Genomic DNA, 20915 nt, shown 5'->3' with positions numbered 1-20915 from the left:
GCGTAGCCGCCGCCCGGCGATACATCCCGCTCCAAACGCCAATTCCGTGAACCACCTTCCATTCCCCTGGGCTTATGCCATAAACAACCTCTCATACACCCTTTAATACTGTGTTTCTGCACGGTGAGGTGATGAGGCACTCCTTCATATACTTTTCCGGTCACTATAAAACGGCGTCAGGCCGTACCAAAACGACAAAACACCAATCTCATTCTGATTACCCTACCGGTGCTGTACAGAATGAACCAGGCGAAAGCTATGTTTCAGGAGTGCAACAATGAGTACATTAAGCCACGCAGCGAGCAGCGCTGAAAAGCGCACCAACGCCCGCTACTGGATAGTGGTGATGCTGTTTATCGTCACATCCTTTAACTATGGTGACCGCGCCACGCTGTCGATTGCCGGTTCGGAAATGGCAAAAGATATCGGCCTTGATCCGGTGGGCATGGGTTACGTTTTCTCCGCATTCTCATGGGCCTACGTCATCGGGCAAATTCCTGGCGGCTGGCTGCTGGACCGTTTTGGATCTAAACGCGTCTATTTCTGGTCCATCTTTATCTGGTCGATGTTTACCCTGTTACAGGGGTTCGTCGATATCTTCAGCGGCTTCGGCATTATCGTGGCGCTCTTCACGCTGCGCTTCCTGGTAGGCTTAGCGGAAGCACCTTCCTTCCCGGGGAACAGCCGCATTGTCGCTGCCTGGTTCCCGGCGCAGGAGAGGGGAACGGCGGTGGCGATTTTCAACTCCGCACAGTACTTCGCAACGGTGATCTTCGCGCCAATCATGGGCTGGCTGACGCATGAGGTGGGCTGGTCGCACGTCTTCTTCTTCATGGGCGGACTTGGGATCGTCATCAGCTTCGTCTGGCTGAAAGTGATCCACGAACCCAACCAGCACCCTGGCGTGAACAAAAAAGAGCTGGAGTACATCGCGGAAGGCGGCGCGCTGATCAATATGGATCAGAAATCCGCAAAAGCAAAAGTCCCGTTCAGCCAGAAATGGGCGCAGATCAAGCAGCTCGTCGGCTCGCGCATGATGATCGGCATCTATCTGGGCCAGTACTGTATTAACGCCTTAACCTACTTCTTCATCACCTGGTTCCCGGTGTACCTGGTGCAGGCTCGCGGCATGTCGATTCTGAAAGCGGGATTTGTCGCGTCGGTTCCGGCAATCTGCGGCTTCGTCGGTGGCGTGCTCGGCGGAGTGATTTCCGACTGGCTGATGCGCCGGACCGGCTCGCTGAACATTGCGCGTAAAACCCCGATTGTGCTCGGCATGCTGCTCTCCATGACCATGGTGTTCTGTAACTACGTCAACGCCGAATGGATGATTATCGGCTTTATGGCGATGGCCTTCTTCGGCAAAGGCATTGGCGCGCTGGGCTGGGCGGTGATGGCGGATACAGCGCCGAAGGAGATCAGCGGCCTGAGCGGCGGACTGTTCAACATGTTCGGCAATATCTCCGGGATTGTTACGCCTATCGCTATCGGCTACATCGTCGGCACCACCGGCTCTTTCAACGGTGCGCTGATCTACGTGGGTGTGCATGCGCTGGTGGCGGTGCTGAGTTACCTGGTGCTGGTTGGGGATATCAAACGCGTCGAACTTAAACCTGTTGCGGAGCGTGGATGATGACAACGCAATCGAGCCCAACCGTTACGGAGATGAAGGTCATTCCGGTAGCCGGACAGGACAGCATGCTGCTCAACATTGGCGGTGCGCATAGCGCCTGGTTTACCCGTAATATCGTCGTGCTGAAAGACAGCTCAGGGAATACCGGCGTGGGCGAAGCCCCGGGCGGAGAGGTGATCTACCAGACGCTGGTCGATGCCATTCCGCAGGTGGTGGGCCAGGAGGTCGCCCGTCTGAACAAGGTCGTTCAGCGGGTCCATAAGGGCAATCAGTCGGCGGACTTTGATACGTTCGGTAAAGGTGCCTGGACGTTTGAACTGCGCGTCAACGCGGTCGCCGCGCTGGAGGCCGCCCTGCTCGACTTGCTGGGTAAGGCGCTCAATGTTCCGGTTTGCGAGCTGCTGGGGCCAGGTAAACAGCGCGATGCGGTAACGGTGCTGGGCTATCTGTTCTACGTTGGCGATCGCAATAAAACCGATCTCCCCTATCTGGCGCGATCCACGGGCGATCACGAATGGTATTGCCTGCGCCACCAGGAAGCGCTCTCCAGCGACGCGGTGGTGCGGCTGGCCGAGGCGGCGCAGGATCGCTACGGCTTCAAGGATTTCAAGCTGAAGGGCGGCGTGCTGCCCGGCGAGCAGGAGATTGAAACGGTCCGGGCGCTGAAAAAACGCTTTGCGGATGCGCGGATCACCGTCGATCCCAACGGCGCATGGCTGCTGGATGAAGCCATTAGCCTGTGCAAAGGGCTGGGGGATGTCCTGACCTATGCAGAAGATCCCTGCGGTGCGGAGCAGGGCTTCTCGGGCCGTGAAGTCATGGCCGAGTTTCGTCGCGCCTCCGGGCTGCCTGTTGCGACCAATATGATCGCCACCAACTGGCGTGAAATGGGCCATGCGGTGATGCTGAACGCCGTCGACATACCGCTGGCGGACCCTCACTTCTGGACGCTTTCAGGTGCAGTGCGCGTGGCGCAGCTGTGCGATGACTGGGGGCTGACCTGGGGCTGTCACTCGAACAACCACTTTGATATTTCGCTGGCGATGTTTACCCACGTTGGCGCGGCGGCGCCGGGTAACCCGACCGCCATCGACACCCACTGGATTTGGCAGGAAGGGGAAGCCCGCCTGACGAAAAATCCGCTGGAAATCATCAATGGCAAGATTGCCGTACCGGATGCGCCGGGGTTGGGCGTGGAGATTGACTGGGATCAGATCCATAAAGCCCATGAGGCGTATAAAAAGCTACCGGGCGGCGCGCGTAACGACGCGGGCCCGATGCAGTACCTGATCCCCGGCTGGACATTTGACCGTAAGCGCCCTGTTTTTGGACGTCACTGATAAAAGGATTACACGATGAGTACTTTTTCTACCCCTGTCGTCACCGCCATGCAGATCGTTCCGGTTGCGGGCCATGACAGCATGCTGATGAACCTGAGCGGCGCGCATGCGCCATTCTTCACCCGCAATATTGTCATTATCAAAGACAATTCCGGCCATACGGGCGTGGGCGAAATTCCGGGCGGGGAGAAGATCCGCCAGACGCTGGAAGATGCCATTCCGCTGGTGGTGGGCAAAACGCTGGGCGAGTACAAAAATGTCCTCAACACCGTGCGCAATACCTTTGCCGATCGCGATGCCGGAGGGCGTGGCCTGCAGACCTTCGATCTGCGCACCACCATTCACGTAGTGACCGGGATTGAATCCGCGATGCTGGATCTGCTGGGTCAGCATCTGGGCGTTAACGTTGCCTCGCTGTTGGGCGAGGGGCAGCAGCGCAGCGAAGTGGAAATGCTGGGCTATCTGTTCTTTGTCGGCGACCGCAGGCTGACGCCATTGCCTTATCAGAGCCAGCCGGATGAACAATGCGACTGGTATCGACTTCGCCACGACGAGGCGATGACCCCGGATGCGGTGGTGCGCCTGGCGGAAGCCGCGTACGAAAAATATGGCTTTAATGATTTCAAACTGAAGGGCGGCGTGCTGGCCGGTGAGGAAGAGGCGGAAGCCGTCACCGCGCTGGCAAAACGTTTCCCGCAGGCGCGCGTGACGCTGGATCCGAACGGCGCGTGGTCGCTTGATGAAGCGATCAAAATTGGTAAGCAGCTGAAAGGCGTGCTGGCGTATGCGGAAGATCCGTGCGGGGCTGAACAGGGCTTCTCGGGCCGTGAAGTCATGGCGGAATTCCGTCGCGCCACGGGGCTGCCGACCGCGACCAATATGATTGCCACCGACTGGCGTCAGATGGGACACACCCTGTCATTGCACTCCGTCGATATTCCGCTGGCAGACCCGCACTTCTGGACGATGCAGGGGTCGGTGCGCGTGGCGCAAATGTGCCACGAGTTTGGCCTGACCTGGGGCTCGCACTCTAATAACCACTTCGACGTGTCGCTGGCGATGTTCACGCACGTTGCCGCCGCCGCGCCGGGCACGATTACCGCTATCGACACGCACTGGATCTGGCAGGAAGGTAATCAGCGTCTGACTAAGCGGCCGTTTGAGATCATAGGTGGCATGGTGCAGGTGCCTTCCACGCCGGGGCTAGGGGTTGAGCTGGATATGGACCAGGTTATGAAAGCCCATGAGCTGTATCAAAAACACGGTCTGGGCGCGCGCGACGATGCGATGGCGATGCAGTATCTGATCCCCGACTGGACATTCGACAATAAACGCCCGTGCATGGTACGATAAACGCATTGGGACCGCTCCCACGAACGGTCTTTTACGTGGTGTATGCTTAACGTAACGACTATGCGTAAGGATGGCTTATGAAAATTGTTATCGCACCGGACTCGTATAAGGAAAGTTTGAGTGCGCTTGAGGTTGCGACAGCGATAGAACGTGGTTTTCGCGAGATCTTTCCCGAGGCGGTTTACGTCAAACTTCCGGTCGCGGACGGTGGCGAAGGAACGGTTGAGGCGATGATCGCGGCAACGCGGGGACGCATTGTGCATGTTCCGGTGACCGACCCGCTGGGTGAGCGCGTTGAAGGATTTTATGGCTTATCCGGTGACGAGCAGAGTGCCTTTATTGAAATGGCGGCGGCTAGCGGCCTGGAGCTGGTCGTCCCTTCGCAGCGTAATCCCCTGAAAACCACCTCGTGGGGCACGGGCGAACTTATTCGTCACGCGCTGGACGCAGGCGTTAAGCATATCATCATCGGCATTGGCGGCAGCGCCACCAATGACGGCGGAGCAGGGATGGTGCAGGCGTTGGGGGCAAAGCTGCTGGACGACAGCGGGCAGCCCCTTGGGCAGGGCGGGGGCGAGCTGGGAAAACTCGCGCGTATCGACCTGAGCGGGCTGGACAGACGTCTGGCGGAGTGCCGGATAGAGGTCGCCTGTGATGTGACGAATCCGCTCACCGGTAAGGATGGCGCGTCAGCCGTATTTGGCCCACAAAAGGGGGCCACTCCCGAGATGATCGTCACCCTGGACAACGCGCTGGCGCAGTATGCGAGAGTCATTGCCCGGGATCTGGATATCGATGTGCTAAACCTTGCTGGCGGCGGCGCGGCGGGTGGCATGGGGGCCGCGCTCTACGCCTTTTGCGGCGCGCAGCTGCGCCAGGGGATTGAGATCGTGACCGATGCGCTACACCTGGCCGACCAGGTGGCCGATGCGGATCTGGTGATCACGGGAGAAGGCCGCATCGACAGCCAGACGATCCACGGCAAAGTCCCGGTGGGCGTGGCGAAAGTGGCGAAACGCTTTAACAAACCCGTCATCGGCATTGCAGGCAGCCTGACGGCGGACGTTGGCGTGGTACACGATCACGGCATTGATGCGGTGTTTAGCGTGATCTACACCATCTGCTCGCTGGAGGATGCGCTGGAAAATGCCAGCGAGAACGTCAGGATGGCCGCCAGGAATATCGCGGCGGTGCTGAAAGTAGGGCAGGGAATGTAGTTCTCCCTCTCCCTGTGGGTGAGGGAATCAGGCCGCACTCGCAATTGCAGGCCCGGTAAGCGAAGCGCCACCGGGCTTTTATCTCAGTTTCCCAACACCTTCATCGCTTCGCGCGTTACGTTATCCATCTCATCCAGCAGCTCCAGGAACTCCGGTTCAAGCTCCGATTCCGGCGTGCCGGCACGCAGCTGCTGCTCCAGCAGCTGGCAAAGGTTTTTCAGCCGCGGTACGCCGCTGTACCCGCAGCTGCCGTGCAGCTTGTGGATCGCTTCCAGCAGCGCTTCCGGGTTTTCACCCACCAGCTGCTCTTCCACCTTATTGCGAATTTCCGGCAGAAATGCGACCAGCATTTGCAGCATTTCGCGGGCTAAATCGGGTTTACCCGCCGCCTGACGCAGCGCGAGCTGCCAGTCAAAGGTGGCGTTCTGGTTAACGCTGATTTCAACCGGCTCGCTGGAAACCGTGTACGTCCCGCCAATGTGACCCGGCTTATAGCGTAACAGCAGGTTATGAAGTTTCTCTTCATCGATGGGCTTCGCCAGATAGTCATTCATTCCGGCGCTCAGCAGCTTCTCTTTCTGACCGGCCATCGCGTGCGCGGTGACCGCAATGACCGGGGTTTGCTGCTGATGAGGCAGCTGGTGGATCAGCTCGCAGGCCCGAATGCCATCCATGCCCGGCATCTGAATATCCATCAGGATTAAATCGAACTGCATCTGCTTCGCCTGTTCAACCGCCTGCGCGCCGCTGGTGCACAGCTCAACGTGCTGAACCTGGTCTTCAAGCAATGCGCCAATCAGCTTCAGGTTGGCCTGATTATCATCCACCGCCATCACGCTCATCGGCAATTTTTGCTCGTCGTTAATCAGCGGGAGAGCATGCTGGCTAAGACGGCAATACTCCGTGAGCGCGGGCAGGAGGCGGGTCGAGGTGAGCGGCTTCAGCAGACACGCGGCGGCTCCGTCGTTTTTCAACTCCTCGGCATTAATCTGGGCGTGGCAGGGCAGCGCCAGCAGCAGATAGTCGGTCATTGACGCGGCTTTCGCCAGCCGCTCCTGCTGCATGGTCAGTTCGCCGGTGAAGGTGACCGGGATCCCCATCAGCAGAATATCGTAGTGCTCAACGGCAAGCGCTGAGAAGGTTGGGCTGTAGACCACCTCCAGCGGCGTGGTGCTTAAAATATCGAGCGCGCACTGCGCTGCCGCCGCGTTAGGTTCGACGTAGGCCAGACGCTTGCCTTTCAGGCAGTCCGTCACCGGGCCATCGGTCAGGACATTCGGATTGAGGTCCAGGTTAATGTGGAACCAGAAGGTTGAGCCGCGGTTTGGCTGGCTGTGGAATGAGATATCGCCGCCCATCTCGTTCACCAGGCGCTGGGTGATCACCAGCCCCAGGCCGGTACCGCCATGACGGCGGGAGATACTGGCGTCCGCCTGACGGAACGCCTGGAACAGACGCGACTGATCCCGCTCAGGAATACCGATGCCGGTATCGCGGATCTGGACTTCAATCTGCACCTTATTGCTGCTGATAGAGCGTTTTTCTACCAGAATGTCGATGTTACCGCTTTCGGTGAATTTAATCGCATTCCCGACAAGGTTGGTAATGACCTGCTGCAGGCGCAGCGGATCGCCAATGACGTTATCCGGCACGTCGTTTTTAATATTAAGCGTCAGCTCAAGGCCTTTGTCGTGCGACGAGTGCGCGAGCAGCGTCACCACCTCATCGAGCGTACTGCGCAGCGGGAACGGAATACTCTCCAGGATCAGCTTGCCCGCTTCCAGCTTGGAGAAGTCGAGCACGTCGTTGATGATCGCCAGCAGGTTGTTGGCCGAACGTTCAATGGTGTGCAGGTGATCGCGCTGAGTCGGGTTAAGCTCGCTTTTCAGCGTCAGGCGGGTAAAGCCGATCACGCCATTGAGCGGCGTACGCAGCTCGTGAGACATATTGGCAAGGAATTCCGACTTAATACGTGCCGCTTCCTGGGCGCGCTTTTTCGCCAGATCCAGCTCAACGTTCTGGATCTCCATCTGCTCCAGCGTTTCGCGCAGGTCGGACGTGGCCTGGTCAACGTTGTGCTGCATCTCTTCGTGATACGCCGCCAGCGACATGGCCATCGAGTTGATGCCGTTCTTCAGCATGTCCAGCTCACCCAGCATAAACCCTTCCACCCGGCTGTCGAGCTGGCCGCGGCGGATGCGGTCAACCGTATTAACCATGTTGCGGATGGGGCCCGTCACGTCGCGCATCAGGCGCCAGCCGAAGATCAGCGCAATGCCAATGCAGAACAGCATCATCACGCCAGAGATAAAAATTTCTTTGTACTGCTGTAGCCGGACCGACTTGAGATCCAGCTCCAGCGCCACATATCCCAGCATATTGTTGCTGGATTTGGCATCGGATTGCGCAGACTCATCGGGGGAATAGCTTTCCGATACGATCGGCGTGCGCAGGATCATGATATCGCCGCGCCGCAGTACGGTGAGATGGCGCGGGAACGGCGTGCCGTCAGGAATTTTCAGGGACGTCGGGTCAAGGTGAAAATTCGAGGTAACAAACAGACGGTTGTTTTCATCATAAACGGAGATAGCCCGCACGATGTCCGAGTGACGACGATGCAGGACGCTAATTAACTGACCAATGGATTCCCGGTTTTGCAGGTTCATCCCGTACTCGCTGGAGACCGCCAGCGGCTCGATAATGCTGGCTCCGGCGTCTTCCAGCTGTCGCTGCAAATCGTTATAGCGATGCACCACAAAGAAGATACTCAGCAGCAAACCGATGAGAACGGTGGGGGCGAGGATCAAAATCATCATGCGCGCGCGCAGGCTGTAGTTGGTCATGGCGTTCCGTTATGGGACAATTAAGATAATTATGTTTATGTGAGAAAAATCTCGGCGATGGCGCAATTCTACTCTGCAAAGCGACGCGTGACGACGCGTCAAATCATTACTGTTGAAGCCACGGACCTCGATCCGTTTGGTCAGGGAGTAGCACGTCACAATGGTAAGGCTCTGTTTATAACAGGTTTACTGCCAGCAGAACGAGCAGAAATTACGCTGACGGAAGATAAACGTCAGTTCGCGCGCGGACAGGTTAAGCGTCGTCTCAACGATAGCCCGGAGCGCGTGAAGCCCCGCTGCCCGCATTTTGGCGTTTGCGGTGGCTGCCAGCAACAGCATGCGAGCACAGAATTACAGCAAAAAAGTAAAAGCAGCGCGCTGGCGCGTCTGCTCAAACATGACGTTAACGAAATTGTTGCCGACGAGCCCTGGGGCTATCGTCGTCGCGCGCGCCTGAGCCTCAGCTATCAGCCAAAAACGGATCGTCTGGAGATGGGGTTTCGCAAGGCCGGCTCCAGCGACATCGTTGACGTGAAGCAGTGCCCCATTTTGGTGCCCCATCTTGAGGCGTTGCTTCCGGAAGTGCACATCTGCCTCTCCGGGCTGGACGGCGTACGCCATCTCGGGCACGTCGAACTGGTCATGGCAAACAATGGCCCGCTGATGGTGCTGCGCCACACCGCACCGCTGTCGAAAAAAGATCGCGAAAAACTGGAACGCTTTTCGCATTCCCACGACCTGGCGCTTTTCCTGGCACCACAAAGCGAGATACTTGAGCAGGTTACCGGTGAGGCGCCCTGGTATGCGTCAAACGGGCTACGCTTAACGTTCAGCCCGCGGGATTTCATTCAGGTGAATGATGGCGTAAACCAGCAGATGGTTGAGAAAGCGCTGGCGTGGCTGGACGTTCAGAAAAGCGATCGGGTGCTCGACCTGTTCTGCGGAATGGGCAACTTCACGCTGCCGCTGGCGCGAGAAGCGGCCAGCGTCGTCGGCGTGGAAGGCGTTGAGGCGCTGGTGGTTAAAGGGCAGGAGAACGCGCAGCAGAACGGCTTGCAAAATGTGACATTCTTTCATCAAAATCTTGAGGAAGATGTCACCCAACAGCCGTGGGCAAAGCAGGGCTTTGATAAAATTTTGCTCGACCCGGCGCGTGCCGGTGCCCCGGGTGTGATGGCACATATTATTAAACTCGCGCCGAAGCGTGTGGTCTATGTTTCCTGTAACCCGGCAACGCTTGCCCGGGACAGCGAGGCATTAATCAGCGCGGGTTACCAGATTCAGCGTCTGGCAATGCTGGACATGTTCCCGCACACTGGACATCTGGAATCGATGGTGTTGTTCGAGCACATCTAATTTGTTTGGCTTGTCGACTTCGACAGGCCCAGGTCCCTAAAGGAGAGGACAATGGTTGCGGTAAGAAGTGCACATCTCAATAAAGCTGGGGAATTTGACCCACAAAAATGGATCGCAAGTCTGGGAATTTCCAGCCAGCAGTCGTGTGAACGCTTAACCGAAACCTGGGCCTATTGTCTGCGCACCACGCAGGGGCATCCGGATGCCGATCTTCTCCTGTGGCGCGGCGTGGAGATGGTGGAAATCTTATCCATGCTGAACATGGATATTGAAACGCTGCAGGCCGCGCTTCTCTTCCCCCTCGCGGATGCGGACGTGGTCAGCGAAGACGTACTGCGCGACAGCGTCGGGAAATCCGTCGTCGCGCTGATCCACGGCGTGCGCGATATGGCGGCCATTCGTCAGCTTAAAGCCGCGCATACCGATTCCGTCTCCTCAGAGCAGGTTGATAACGTTCGCCGGATGCTGCTGGCCATGGTGGATGATTTCCGCTGCGTGGTCATCAAGCTGGCCGAGCGTATTGCCCATCTGCGAGAGGTGAAGGATGCGCCGGAAGACGAGCGCGTGCTGGCCGCCAAAGAGTGTACAAACATCTATGCGCCGCTGGCGAACCGCTTAGGGATTGGTCAGCTGAAGTGGGAGCTGGAAGATTACTGCTTCCGCTATCTGCACCCGGCGGAATATAAACGGATTGCCAAACTTCTGCACGAGCGCCGTATCGACCGCGAGCACTATATCGAGGAGTTTGTCGGCGGCCTGCGCCAGGCGATGAAAGAAGAAAACGTGCGCGCCGAAGTTTACGGTCGGCCTAAGCACATCTACAGCATCTGGCGCAAAATGCAGAAGAAACACCTCGCCTTTGACGAGCTGTTTGACGTGCGCGCCGTGCGCATCGTGGCGGAGCGTCTGCAGGACTGCTACGCCGCGCTGGGGATAGTACACACTCACTTCCGTCATCTGCCCGATGAGTTCGACGACTATGTCGCCAACCCAAAACCGAACGGCTACCAGTCTATCCATACCGTGGTGCTTGGCCCTGGCGGTAAAACGGTTGAGATTCAGATCCGCACCAAACAGATGCATGAAGACGCCGAGCTGGGCGTTGCCGCGCACTGGAAATACAAAGAAGGCACCTCCGGTGGGGCGCGTTCTGGCCACGAAGACCGCATTGCCTGGCTGCGCAAGCTGATTGCGTGGCAGGAAGAGATGGCCGACTCCGGCGAGATGCTCGACGAAGTGCGTAGCCAGGTCTTTGACGATCGCGTGTACGTCTTTACCCCAAAAGGGGACGTTGTCGACCTGCCGGCGGGCTCTACGCCGCTCGATTTTGCCTACCACATCCACAGCGATGTGGGACACCGCTGCATCGGGGCGAAAATCGGCGGACGTATCGTACCGTTCACCTATCAACTGCAGATGGGTGACCAGATTGAAATCATTACCCAGAAGCAGCCCAACCCGAGCCGTGACTGGCTTAACCCGAACCTGGGCTACGTCACCACCAGCCGCGGGCGATCGAAAATTCACGCCTGGTTCCGTAAACAGGATCGTGACAAGAACATTCTTGCCGGCCGCCAGATCCTCGACGACGAGCTGGAGCATATCGGGATAAGCCTGAAAGAGGCGGAGAAATTCCTGCTGCCGCGCTACAACTTTAACGAGCTTGACGAGCTGTTAGCGGCCATTGGCGGCGGTGATATCCGTCTGAATCAGATGGTGAACTTCCTGCAGGCGCAGTTCAATAAGCCAAGCGCGGCAGAGCAGGACGCGGCGGCGCTGAAGCAGCTGCAGCAGAAAACCTACGCCCCGCAGCAGCGCAGCAAAGACAACGGCCGCGTGGTGGTTGAAGGCGTAGGTAACCTGATGCACCACATTGCCCGCTGCTGCCAGCCTATTCCGGGCGACGATATCGTCGGCTTTATCACCCAGGGACGCGGGATTTCGATTCACCGTTCTGACTGTGACCAGCTTGCCGAGCTGCAGTCGCATGCGCCGGAGCGCATCGTGGAAGCGGTCTGGGGTGAGAGCTATTCCGCTGGCTACTCGCTGGTGGTGCGCGTCACTGCCAACGACCGCAGCGGGCTGCTGCGCGACATAACGACCATTCTCGCCAACGAGAAAGTCAACGTGCTGGGCGTCGCCAGCCGCAGCGATACCCGCGAGCAGCTTGCCACCATTGATATGACCATCGAAATCTACAACCTGCAGGTGCTGGGCCGCGTGCTCGGCAAACTGAACCAGGTGCCGGATGTGATAGACGCGCGTCGTCTGCACGGCGGTTAAACACACTCTTCTGTAGGCCGGGTAAGGCTTTGCCGCCGCCCGGCTTGTTTTTTTAATGGAAAACACTATGACTCAAATCGACCGCCTGCTCGGCATCATGAAACGCCTGCGCGACCCGGAAAACGGCTGTCCGTGGGACAAAGAGCAGACTTTCGCCACCATCGCCCCGTACACCCTTGAAGAGACCTATGAGGTGCTGGACGCCATTTCCCGCGAAGATTTTGACGACCTGCGCGGCGAGCTGGGCGATCTGCTGTTCCAGGTGGTGTTCTATGCGCAAATGGCGCAGGAAGAGGGGCGCTTTAACTTTGACGATATCTGCGCTGCCATCAGCGACAAGCTTGAGCGCCGTCATCCCCATATCTTCGGCGATGCCACCGCAGGGAACAGCGCTGAGGTGCTGGCCCGCTGGGAGCAGATCAAAAGCGCTGAGCGGGCGGAAAAATCCCAGCACTCGGCGCTGGATGATATTCCGCTGAGCCTGCCCGCGCTGATGCGCGCGCATAAAATCCAGAAACGCTGCTCCGCCGTCGGTTTTGACTGGACCTCCCTCGGCCCTGTGCTGGATAAAGTGCACGAAGAGATTGACGAAGTCATGCACGAAGCGCAGCAGGCGGTAGTGGATGAAGCAAAGCTTGAGGAAGAGATGGGCGACCTGTTGTTCGCGACCGTCAACCTTTCTCGCCACCTGGGTGTAAAAGCGGAAACCGCCCTGCAAAAAGCCAACCTAAAATTCGAACGACGCTTTCGCGAAGTTGAGCGGATTGTCGCCTCGCGAGGCCTGGAAATGAGCGGAATTGACCTCGAGGCAATGGAAGAAGTCTGGCAGGAAGTAAAGCGCCAGGAATCTGATCTCTAACGAGATTTTGCGATCAAGCGCAATTTGTGTGATTTTTTAAATGACAAGCGCTTGATTTGCGTCAAAAACATTTACCCAAAAGGGGCTATTTTCTCACTCCTTATGTTTGTCATGGCCTGGAATGGAGACGGAGAATGAAAGTTTGTGGCGCTCGCCGTGTTCGGGTATACTACTTTCCCGTCCTGGTTATTCCATCGTTTCACCCTAACTTCTCAGGTTCAGCATGACAACGAACTATATTTTTGTGACCGGCGGGGTCGTATCCTCTCTGGGTAAAGGCATTGCCGCAGCCTCCCTCGCAGCCATTCTTGAAGCCCGTGGCCTCAATGTGACCATGATGAAACTGGATCCGTACATCAACGTCGATCCGGGCACCATGAGCCCAATCCAACACGGGGAAGTGTTCGTTACTGAAGACGGCGCTGAAACCGATCTGGATCTTGGCCACTACGAGCGTTTCATCCGCACCAAAATGACCCGTCGTAACAACTTCACGACTGGCCGCATCTACTCCGACGTTCTGCGTAAAGAGCGCCGTGGTGACTACCTGGGTGCAACCGTTCAGGTTATCCCGCACATCACTAACGCAATCAAAGAACGCATTGTTGCGGGTGGCGAAGGCCACGACGTGGTGCTGGTTGAAATCGGCGGTACCGTGGGTGATATCGAATCCCTGCCATTCCTGGAAGCGATTCGTCAGCTGGCGGTAGATATTGGCCGTGAGCACGCGCTGTTCATGCACCTGACTCTGGTGCCGTACATGGCCGCCGCAGGTGAAGTGAAAACCAAGCCGACTCAGCACTCTGTGAAAGAGCTGCTCTCTATTGGTATTCAGCCAGATATCCTGGTTTGCCGCTCCGATCGCGCGGTTCCGGCGAACGAACGTGCGAAAATTGCATTGTTCTGTAACGTGCCTGAAAAAGCCGTTATTTCAATGAAAGATGTCGATTCCATTTATAAAATCCCGGGCCTGTTGAAATCTCAGGGCCTGGACGATTATATTTGTAAACGATTCAGCTTGAACTGTCCGGAAGCGAACCTGTCTGAATGGGAACAGGTTATTTATGAAGAAGCCAACCCGGCAGGCGAAGTGACTATCGGTATGGTCGGCAAGTACATTGAACTGCCGGATGCCTATAAGTCAGTGATCGAAGCGCTGAAACACGGTGGTCTGAAGAACCGTGTTTCCGTGAACATCAAGCTGATTGATTCGCAGGATGTTGAAACGCGTGGCGTTGAAATCCTGAAAGATCTGGATGCTATCCTTATCCCTGGCGGCTTCGGCTACCGTGGTGTTGAAGGCAAGATCGCCACCGCGCGCTATGCGCGTGAAAACAATATTCCATACCTCGGCATCTGTCTGGGTATGCAGGTTGCGCTGATCGAATTTGCGCGCAACGTAGCGGGAATGGAAAACGCGAACTCTACGGAATTTGTGCCAGACTGTAAGTACCCTGTTGTGGCGCTTATCACTGAATGGCGTGACGAAGAAGGTAACGTCGAAGTCCGTACCGAGAAGAGCGATCTGGGTGGCACCATGCGTCTTGGCGCACAGGCCTGCCAGCTGTCTGACGATAGCGTGGTTCGCAAGCTGTACGGCGAGCCGGTCATCACCGAGCGCCATCGTCACCGCTATGAAGTCAACAACATGTTGTTGAAACCTATTGAAGCCGCGGGCCTGCGTGTTGCGGGCCGCTCCGGGGATGATCAGTTAGTCGAGATCATTGAAGTGCCAAACCATCCGTGGTTTGTCGCCTGCCAGTTCCACCCGGAATTTACTTCAACGCCACGTGACGGGCATCCGCTGTTTGCAGGCTTCGTGAAGGCCGCCAGCGACTACCAGAAGCGTCAGGCGAAGTAAAAAAAGTTAGAACGGCAACGCGTACCTTTGGTACGCGTTGTTTGTCTGGAGTTTTAGTTTAACTTGTACTGAGGAAAATCTAATGTCCAAAATCGTTAAAGTCATCGGTCGTGAAATCATCGACTCCCGTGGTAACCCGACCGTTGAAGCCGAAGTTCACCTGGAAGGTGGTTTCGTTGGTATGGCTGCTGCTCCATCAGGTGCTTCTACTGGTTCTCGCGAAGCGCTGGAACTGCGCGATGGCGACAAATCCCGCTTCCTGGGCAAAGGCGTACTGAAAGCGGTTGGCGCTGTAAACGGTCCTATTGCTCAGGCAATCCTTGGCAAAGACGCCAAAGACCAGGCTGGCATCGACAAGATCATGATCGATCTGGACGGTACTGAAAACAAATCTAACTTCGGTGCGAACGCAATCCTGGCAGTTTCTCTGGCAAACGCCAAAGCGGCTGCTGCTGCGAAAGGTATGCCACTGTTCGAGCACATCGCTGAACTGAACGGCACCCCAGGCAAATACTCCATGCCTGTACCAATGATGAACATCATCAACGGTGGTGAGCACGCAGACAACAACGTTGATATTCAGGAATTCATGATTCAGCCAGTTGGCGCGAAATCCCTGAAAGAAGCGGTACGTATGGGTTCTGAAGTGTTCCACAACCTGGCTAAAGTTCTGAAAGCTAAAGGAATGAACACTGCTGTTGGTGACGAAGGTGGCTATGCGCCAAACCTGGGTTCTAACGCAGAAGCGCTGGCCGTTATCGCAGAAGCAGTAAAAGCTGCTGGCTACGAGCTGGGCAAAGACATCACCCTTGCGATGGACTGTGCAGCATCTGAATTCTACAAAGACGGTAAATACGTTCTGGCTGGCGAAGGCAACAAAGCGTTCACCTCCGAAGAGTTCACTCACTTCCTGGAAGACCTGACCAAACAGTACCCAATCGTGTCTATCGAAGACGGTCTGGACGAGTCTGACTGGGCTGGCTTCGCATACCAGACTAAAGTACTGGGCGACAAAATCCAGCTGGTTGGTGACGACCTGTTCGTAACCAACACCAAGATCCTGAAAGAAGGCATCGAGAAAGGCATCGTTAACTCCATCCTGATCAAATTCAACCAGATCGGTTCTCTGACCGAAACTCTGGCTGCGATCAAAATGGCGAAAGACGCTGGCTACACCGCTGTTATCTCTCACCGTTCTGGCGAAACTGAAGACGCTACCATTGCCGACCTGGCTGTGGGTACCGCTGCAGGCCAGATCAAAACCGGTTCTATGAGCCGTTCTGACCGTGTTGCTAAATACAACCAGCTGATTCGTATCGAAGAAGCGCTGGGCGAAAAAGCACCATACAACGGTCGTAAAGAGATCAAAGGCCAGGCATAATTGCTTAAGCCTTAAAATGAAAATGCCAGTCGAAAGACTGGCATTTTTTTTTTGCTATTTAAAATCGACCGCCATTTGCTCCGGAATGGTCAGCCCCTGGGTGGTTTGCACGCAGCGGGCGATGTAATCCGTAAACCGGGGGGGCTTCGGCATCCCCATGCTCAGCAGCTTATCGTTGCTGAAGCGCACGTTAAGCGTGGCAAACGCACCGTATAAACGCATGGCTTTCAGCATCAGACGTTCGTTGCACGGCCCAAAAATATGTTTCAGCTCGCGGCGCATTCTGACCAGCGTTTCGTAGCTGACCTGCGCATATCTATCCCCGACGGGGGCTTTCTCCAGCGCCTGCGCCATTGCCTGATCGATATCCGCAAAGCGAACGCTGTTCTCTTCTCCCGCAGAAATGTGTACCACTTCTCCCGGACGAGCGTTGCTGTTGAGCAGCATTAACATCGCGTCGGCGCAATAATCCACCGGAACAACGTCGATCCTGTCTTCCATTGAGCACATAAATTTCTGCAGCATCAGGCCCATGCTAAAGACCCAGAAAATGCTGCTCGACGGCGTGCAGCCGTGACGGGTATGGCCGACGACGATGGACGGACGGGCGATGAGCAGCGGCAGGTCAGGGCACTCCTGGCGCATCAGCTGTTCGATGGTTGACTTCGAAAACGTGTATTCCACCAGGTGTTCAGCATTCTCTCTGAATTCCGCACTTTCGGCGACCAGTGAATCCTGCTCCGGCGTGCATGACATTGCGGTGCCGACGTGGAGGAAACGCTGCAGTCCTGTAACCTGCTCCATACGGCGCGCCAGCGCGAGCGTACCTTCAACGTTGACCTTCCAGATCAGCGGGTTATTACCAAATGAGGCCACGGCCGCACAGTTAACCACGTGCGTGACCCGATCCAGACGGGGATCGTTCAGAAAGGCTTCAGGCTGGCTGAGGTCGCCAATCAGGATATTATCCACCTTCAGGGAGGCCAGTTTGTCCTCGGGAACGTTGAACTTGCGCATGTTCTCCAGCACGCGCTCCAGCCCGCTCTGCGGATCGCTGGCGCGCGCAAGCAAAAGGAGTTTTGCAGGTTGATCGCTGGTCAGGATTTTTTCAAGAACTGCACCGCCCAGAAATCCGGTCACGCCTGTAATCAATAACATCTTCATTAATACCGTCTCATTATGATTGATGAGGCGGATTGTAGGCGTGCAAAAGTAAACGGCATTTAAATAATAAAACGCCGAAATCAATGGCGTCTTAAGCTTATTTTAAGGAAAGGGAATCAGGTGGAAATATTGGACACTATCGCAAGGGTAAAAATTCACTCTATTAAAATTTAAATTTTAAATTATTGAATTTAAATGTTTTTATGAGGTCCGTGTCGAATGGTTAACGTAATTCAAAATGTAATAAATATAATAATTTGTTACACCAAACATTTATCGAATAAATGTTTTAAATACCACTTAACTCAAATCAGACAACATAAGTCGCAGGCCGATTTATTTAGCCTGCGAATGATTTTCAGAGCAAAAGGGGAAGCGTGGCGCTGGCTGTTTGTTGACTAACGTCGCCGTAATGACCATCCAGCGCAATCATGGACGTGGTCAACAGCTCGACCAGAAGCATGACTCCAACCTTAGCATTGAGCGCGCCTGCACTTAGAGGGCCTTCTGGTTTGGCTGCAACCAGCTGCATGTCGCTCAGAGAGGCCAGCGGGCTGCGGGGCGTATTGCTGAGTGCCAGAACCTTAACGCCGCGCTTGCGGGCAAGCTTCACCACGTGGAGTAAATCCCGCGTTGAACCCGAACTGGAAATGGCCACGACCAGCGTATCTTTCGAAAGCGTTGTCGCATTCATGGCCGCGCGATGCATATCGCTAAACAGCTGTGCGGGTTTGCCCAGCCGCAGCAGCTTGTAATGCAGATACTCCCCGAGGATCGCGCTGGCCGCAACGCCATAAATCTGCACGGATTGCGCCTGGTGCAGCGCCAGCGCCGCCTTTTCAAGCAGCGTGCGGTCGAGGAGTCTGGCGGTATCCTGCAAAGCCTGAACCGACTCATCCACGACGTTATCAATCTCATCCCCCGCCTGACGCGCGGGCTGGCCCTGCTGAATATCCAGCGCAAGCGCCATTTTAAATTCGTTATAGCCCTTGCAGCCCAGCGTCCGGCAAAGGCGCGTGACGCTGGCTTCGCTGGTGTGGCTCTCGCGCGCCAGTTCAGTGATCGTCAGGTAGAGCACCCGGCCAGGATCGCTGAGGACAAACTCGCCGAGTTTTTGTTGCGTTGGGCTGTACCCGGAAGCCTCCTGGCGGAGCTTCAGCAGCAGATTTTCATGGTCCGACATGCCACGTCCTTAATGTGTTTCGCTGCGACTAGTGTGGCGGAAAGGAGGGGAAAGATGCCAGTCATTTTGAAAAAGTATGATCGGCTTCCTGGTTTTTGATGGTAATTTTCACTGCTAGATATTTATGTGGTAAAAATTTTCATCATTTAGTGGGGAGATGAAAACATGATGCAAATGTTCAGTGGTGCTTCTTCGGGGGGATGGTTTGAAAAAGCGCAGCGCTTTGGTAAATCCTTTATGTTGCCTATCGCCGTGCTGCCCGCGGCGGGCCTGCTGCTGGGAATAGGCGGCGCGTTATCGAATCCCAATACGCTGGCGGCTTATCCGTTTTTAGGTGTGGGCTGGCTGCAGGCCATTTTCACCATCATGAGCAGCGCCGGTTCAATCGTGTTTGCGAACCTCTCGGTGCTGTTTGCGGTTGGGGTCGCCGTCGGGCTGGCAAAAAGCGATAAGGGTACGGCTGGGCTGGCGGCATTACTCGCTTTTCTGGTGATGAATGCTACCATCAACGCGCTGCTGATCCTCACCGGTAAACTGGCGCATGAGAATCCGGGTGCAGTTGGGCAGGGCATGACGCTGGGGATCCAGACGCTGGAAACCGGCGTGTTTGGCGGCGTGGTGATTGGGCTGGTGACCTGCACGCTCCATCATCGGTTTAATAAAATTGCGCTTCCGCAGTTCCTGGGCTTTTTTGGCGGCTCGCGCTTTGTTCCCATAATCAGCTCGCTGGCGGCGATACTCGTCGGCGCGCTCATGACCGTGGTCTGGCCGCATTTCCAGAAACTGATTTTTGGTCTCGGCGGGCTGGTTGATGCCACCGGCTATCTGGGCACCCTGCTGTACGGCTTTATTTTACGCATGCTGGGCCCGTTTGGTTTGCACCACATCTTCTATCTGCCGTTCTGGACTACCGCGCTCGGCGGCAGTGAGATTGTTAACGGTCACCTCGTTGAGGGCACACAGCGGATCTTCTTCGCCCAGCTGGCCGACCCGAACACGCAGCATTTCTATGAGGGCACGTCGCGCTTCATGTCCGGGCGCTTTATTACAATGATGTTTGGCCTGCTCGGCGCGTGTCTGGCGATGTACCACACGGCAAAACCGGAGAACAAAAAGCGCATTGCCGGGCTGCTGCTCTCTGCGGCGCTAACCTCGTTCCTGACCGGGATTACCGAGCCTATCGAGTTTTCCTTCCTGTTTATTGCGCCGGTGCTTTACGTCATTCATGCGCTGTTTGACGGGCTGGCGTTCATGCTCGCACACATGCTGCATATCACCATCGGGCAAACCTTCTCCGGCGGTTTTATTGACTTCGTGCTGTTCGGCATTTTGCAGGGAGAGGCCAAAACCAACTGGATGTTCGTTCCACTGGTGGGCGTGCCGTGGTTCTTCCTTTACTACTTCACCTTCCGCTACCTGATTAACCGCTTTGATTTTGCCACGCCGGGTCGGGAAAAAGAGGCGATGGCCAATGAGGTGACTTTCTCGCAGAGCGAGCGCGCCGTTGCGGTGATCGCGGGATTAGGCGGAAAAGAGAATCTGGAAGAGGTGGACTGCTGCGCCACGCGGCTTCGCGTCACGGTGAAGGACGGCAGCAAAGTGAATGACGCGGCGCTGAAAGCCACCGGCGCGCGCGGCGTTATCGTGCGCGGTAACGGGGTTCAGGTCATTTATGGCCCGCACGTCACGATTATCAAAAACGAAGTGGAAGAGATCTTATCGTAATGAAAACTGTACTGGATAACCTGAAGGGAAAACTGGTCGTCTCCTGTCAGGCGCTGGAAAATGAACCGCTGCACAGCCCGTTTATTATGTCGCGGATGGCGCTGGCGGCGGCGCAGGGCGGGGCCGCAGCCATTCGTGCCAACAGCGTGGTGGATATCGAGGCAATTAAGCAGCAGGTGTCTTTGCCTGTTATCGGCATCATCAAACGGGATTACCCGGAAAGCGAGGTGTTTATCACCGCCACGATGAAAGAGGTGGATGAGCTCATGACCGTTTCTCCGGAAATCATTGCGCTTGATGCGACGGCGCGTGAGCGTCCCGGTGGAGAATCCCTGGAAACGCTGGTCACGCGCATCCGCTCACGCTATCCCTCGGTACTGCTGATGGCCGATATTTCCACCTTGGGCGAAGCCGTGACGGCGCAGGCGCTGGGTTTTGACTGCGTCGGCACCACGCTTTACGGCTATACGGCGGAAACGGCGGGCCATTCGCTTCCGGAAAATGACTGCGCGTTCCTGAAGGCCGTGCTGGCCGCCGTTACGGTTCCCGTGATTGCCGAAGGCAACGTGGATACGCCTGAACGCGCGGCCAGATGCCTGGCGCTGGGCGCGCATACGGTCGTCGTCGGCGGCGCGATCACCCGTCCACAGCAAATTACCGAGCGTTTTATGGCGGCGATTGGCGCGCAAAGCACCGATGGAGCATGACCATCCGGCG

14 protein-coding genes are annotated in these 20915 nt (G+C 56.3%); 11 read left to right on the top strand and 3 right to left on the bottom strand.

Going from position 1 to position 20915, the window contains the following annotated elements; genetic code table 11:
- Window positions 1-277 precede the first annotated feature (277 nt).
- The 4 genes from gudP (at window position 278) to WM95_RS19810 (ending at window position 5543) form a co-directional block, all read left to right on the top strand.
- Window positions 278-1633 (top strand): galactarate/glucarate/glycerate transporter GudP, encoded by a 1356-nt coding sequence (gene gudP, locus WM95_RS19825; RefSeq protein ID WP_023309021.1) that lies wholly within the window; start codon window positions 278-280, stop codon window positions 1631-1633.
- Window positions 1633-2973, top strand: coding sequence for an enolase C-terminal domain-like protein (locus tag WM95_RS19820; RefSeq protein ID WP_063408516.1), 1341 nt, complete (start codon window positions 1633-1635; stop codon window positions 2971-2973). The genes gudP and WM95_RS19820 overlap by 1 nt, the downstream gene beginning before the upstream one ends.
- Window positions 2974-2988: 15 nt before the next feature.
- Window positions 2989-4326 carry a glucarate dehydratase gene (gene gudD / locus WM95_RS19815; RefSeq protein WP_023309019.1) on the top strand — a complete coding sequence of 446 codons (1338 nt, stop codon included), beginning with the start codon at window positions 2989-2991 and terminating at the stop codon, window positions 4324-4326.
- 77 nt (window positions 4327-4403) lie between these two features.
- Window positions 4404-5543 (top strand): glycerate kinase, encoded by a 1140-nt coding sequence (locus WM95_RS19810; protein WP_063408512.1) that lies wholly within the window; start codon window positions 4404-4406, stop codon window positions 5541-5543.
- An 83-nt stretch (window positions 5544-5626) separates the two neighbouring features.
- Here the strand turns inward: WM95_RS19810 and barA are convergent, their stop codons facing one another.
- Window positions 5627-8386 (bottom strand): two-component sensor histidine kinase BarA, encoded by a 2760-nt coding sequence (gene barA, locus WM95_RS19805; RefSeq protein ID WP_063408511.1) that lies wholly within the window; start codon window positions 8384-8386, stop codon window positions 5627-5629.
- Window positions 8387-8443: 57 nt separating this feature from the next.
- On the opposite strand from barA, the gene rlmD reads away from it, so the two are divergent.
- The 5 genes from rlmD to eno all read left to right on the top strand — a co-directional run bounded on the left by rlmD (window position 8444) and on the right by eno (window position 16126).
- On the top strand, window positions 8444-9742 hold the full coding sequence (gene rlmD, locus WM95_RS19800) for a 23S rRNA (uracil(1939)-C(5))-methyltransferase RlmD (RefSeq protein ID WP_063408510.1): 1299 nt from the start codon (window positions 8444-8446) through the stop codon (window positions 9740-9742).
- Between the two features lie 51 nt (window positions 9743-9793).
- Window positions 9794-12025 (top strand): GTP diphosphokinase, encoded by a 2232-nt coding sequence (gene relA / locus WM95_RS19795; protein ID WP_023309015.1) that lies wholly within the window; start codon window positions 9794-9796, stop codon window positions 12023-12025.
- Between the two features lie 67 nt (window positions 12026-12092).
- Window positions 12093-12884 (top strand): nucleoside triphosphate pyrophosphohydrolase, encoded by a 792-nt coding sequence (gene mazG / locus WM95_RS19790; RefSeq protein WP_023333241.1) that lies wholly within the window; start codon window positions 12093-12095, stop codon window positions 12882-12884.
- A gap of 223 nt (window positions 12885-13107) precedes the next feature.
- The gene (gene pyrG, locus WM95_RS19785; RefSeq protein ID WP_023309013.1) at window positions 13108-14745 is read left to right on the top strand and encodes a glutamine hydrolyzing CTP synthase; all 1638 of its coding nucleotides are present in this window, start codon (window positions 13108-13110) and stop codon (window positions 14743-14745) included.
- Window positions 14746-14827: 82 nt separating this feature from the next.
- Window positions 14828-16126, top strand: coding sequence for a phosphopyruvate hydratase (eno, locus tag WM95_RS19780; RefSeq protein WP_045355766.1), 1299 nt, complete (start codon window positions 14828-14830; stop codon window positions 16124-16126).
- A gap of 54 nt (window positions 16127-16180) precedes the next feature.
- On the opposite strand, the gene WM95_RS19775 is transcribed toward eno, so the two are convergent.
- Window positions 16181-17290, bottom strand: a complete 1110-nt coding sequence (locus tag WM95_RS19775) for an SDR family oxidoreductase (protein ID WP_047173517.1) — start codon at window positions 17288-17290, stop codon at window positions 16181-16183.
- Between the two features lie 358 nt (window positions 17291-17648).
- Window positions 17649-18473: a MurR/RpiR family transcriptional regulator gene (locus WM95_RS19770; protein WP_045404171.1), complete on the bottom strand. Its 825-nt coding sequence runs from the start codon at window positions 18471-18473 to the stop codon at window positions 17649-17651.
- 165 nt (window positions 18474-18638) lie between these two features.
- On the opposite strand from WM95_RS19770, the gene WM95_RS19765 reads away from it, so the two are divergent.
- On the top strand, window positions 18639-20198 hold the full coding sequence (locus tag WM95_RS19765) for a PTS transporter subunit EIIC (RefSeq protein WP_063408509.1): 1560 nt from the start codon (window positions 18639-18641) through the stop codon (window positions 20196-20198).
- Window positions 20198-20905: an N-acetylmannosamine-6-phosphate 2-epimerase gene (locus tag WM95_RS19760; protein ID WP_023309007.1), complete on the top strand. Its 708-nt coding sequence runs from the start codon at window positions 20198-20200 to the stop codon at window positions 20903-20905. Before WM95_RS19765 ends, WM95_RS19760 begins: the two co-directional genes overlap by 1 nt.
- Window positions 20906-20915: the final 10 nt, after the last annotated feature.

This window comes from Enterobacter cloacae complex sp. ECNIH7 (genome assembly GCF_002208095.1).
In the GTDB taxonomy this organism is placed as follows: domain Bacteria; phylum Pseudomonadota; class Gammaproteobacteria; order Enterobacterales; family Enterobacteriaceae; genus Enterobacter; species Enterobacter cloacae_M.
This window is presented reverse-complemented; position numbering and strand designations above follow the sequence as displayed.

Bases quoted from the DNA above. Each gene is read 5' to 3' on its own strand.
- gudP (WP_023309021.1), top strand. From the start codon at position 278: ATGAGTACATTAAGCCACGCAGCGAGCAGCGCTGAAAAGCGCACCAAC.
- WM95_RS19820 (WP_063408516.1), top strand. From the start codon at position 1,633: ATGACAACGCAATCGAGCCCAACCGTTACGGAGATGAAGGTCATTCCG.
- gudD (WP_023309019.1), top strand. From the start codon at position 2,989: ATGAGTACTTTTTCTACCCCTGTCGTCACCGCCATGCAGATCGTTCCG.
- WM95_RS19810 (WP_063408512.1), top strand. From the start codon at position 4,404: ATGAAAATTGTTATCGCACCGGACTCGTATAAGGAAAGTTTGAGTGCG.
- barA (WP_063408511.1), bottom strand. From the start codon at position 8,386: ATGACCAACTACAGCCTGCGCGCGCGCATGATGATTTTGATCCTCGCC.
- rlmD (WP_063408510.1), top strand. From the start codon at position 8,444: ATGGCGCAATTCTACTCTGCAAAGCGACGCGTGACGACGCGTCAAATC.
- relA (WP_023309015.1), top strand. From the start codon at position 9,794: ATGGTTGCGGTAAGAAGTGCACATCTCAATAAAGCTGGGGAATTTGAC.
- mazG (WP_023333241.1), top strand. From the start codon at position 12,093: ATGACTCAAATCGACCGCCTGCTCGGCATCATGAAACGCCTGCGCGAC.
- pyrG (WP_023309013.1), top strand. From the start codon at position 13,108: ATGACAACGAACTATATTTTTGTGACCGGCGGGGTCGTATCCTCTCTG.
- eno (WP_045355766.1), top strand. From the start codon at position 14,828: ATGTCCAAAATCGTTAAAGTCATCGGTCGTGAAATCATCGACTCCCGT.
- WM95_RS19775 (WP_047173517.1), bottom strand. From the start codon at position 17,290: ATGAAGATGTTATTGATTACAGGCGTGACCGGATTTCTGGGCGGTGCA.
- WM95_RS19770 (WP_045404171.1), bottom strand. From the start codon at position 18,473: ATGTCGGACCATGAAAATCTGCTGCTGAAGCTCCGCCAGGAGGCTTCC.
- WM95_RS19765 (WP_063408509.1), top strand. From the start codon at position 18,639: ATGATGCAAATGTTCAGTGGTGCTTCTTCGGGGGGATGGTTTGAAAAA.
- WM95_RS19760 (WP_023309007.1), top strand. From the start codon at position 20,198: ATGAAAACTGTACTGGATAACCTGAAGGGAAAACTGGTCGTCTCCTGT.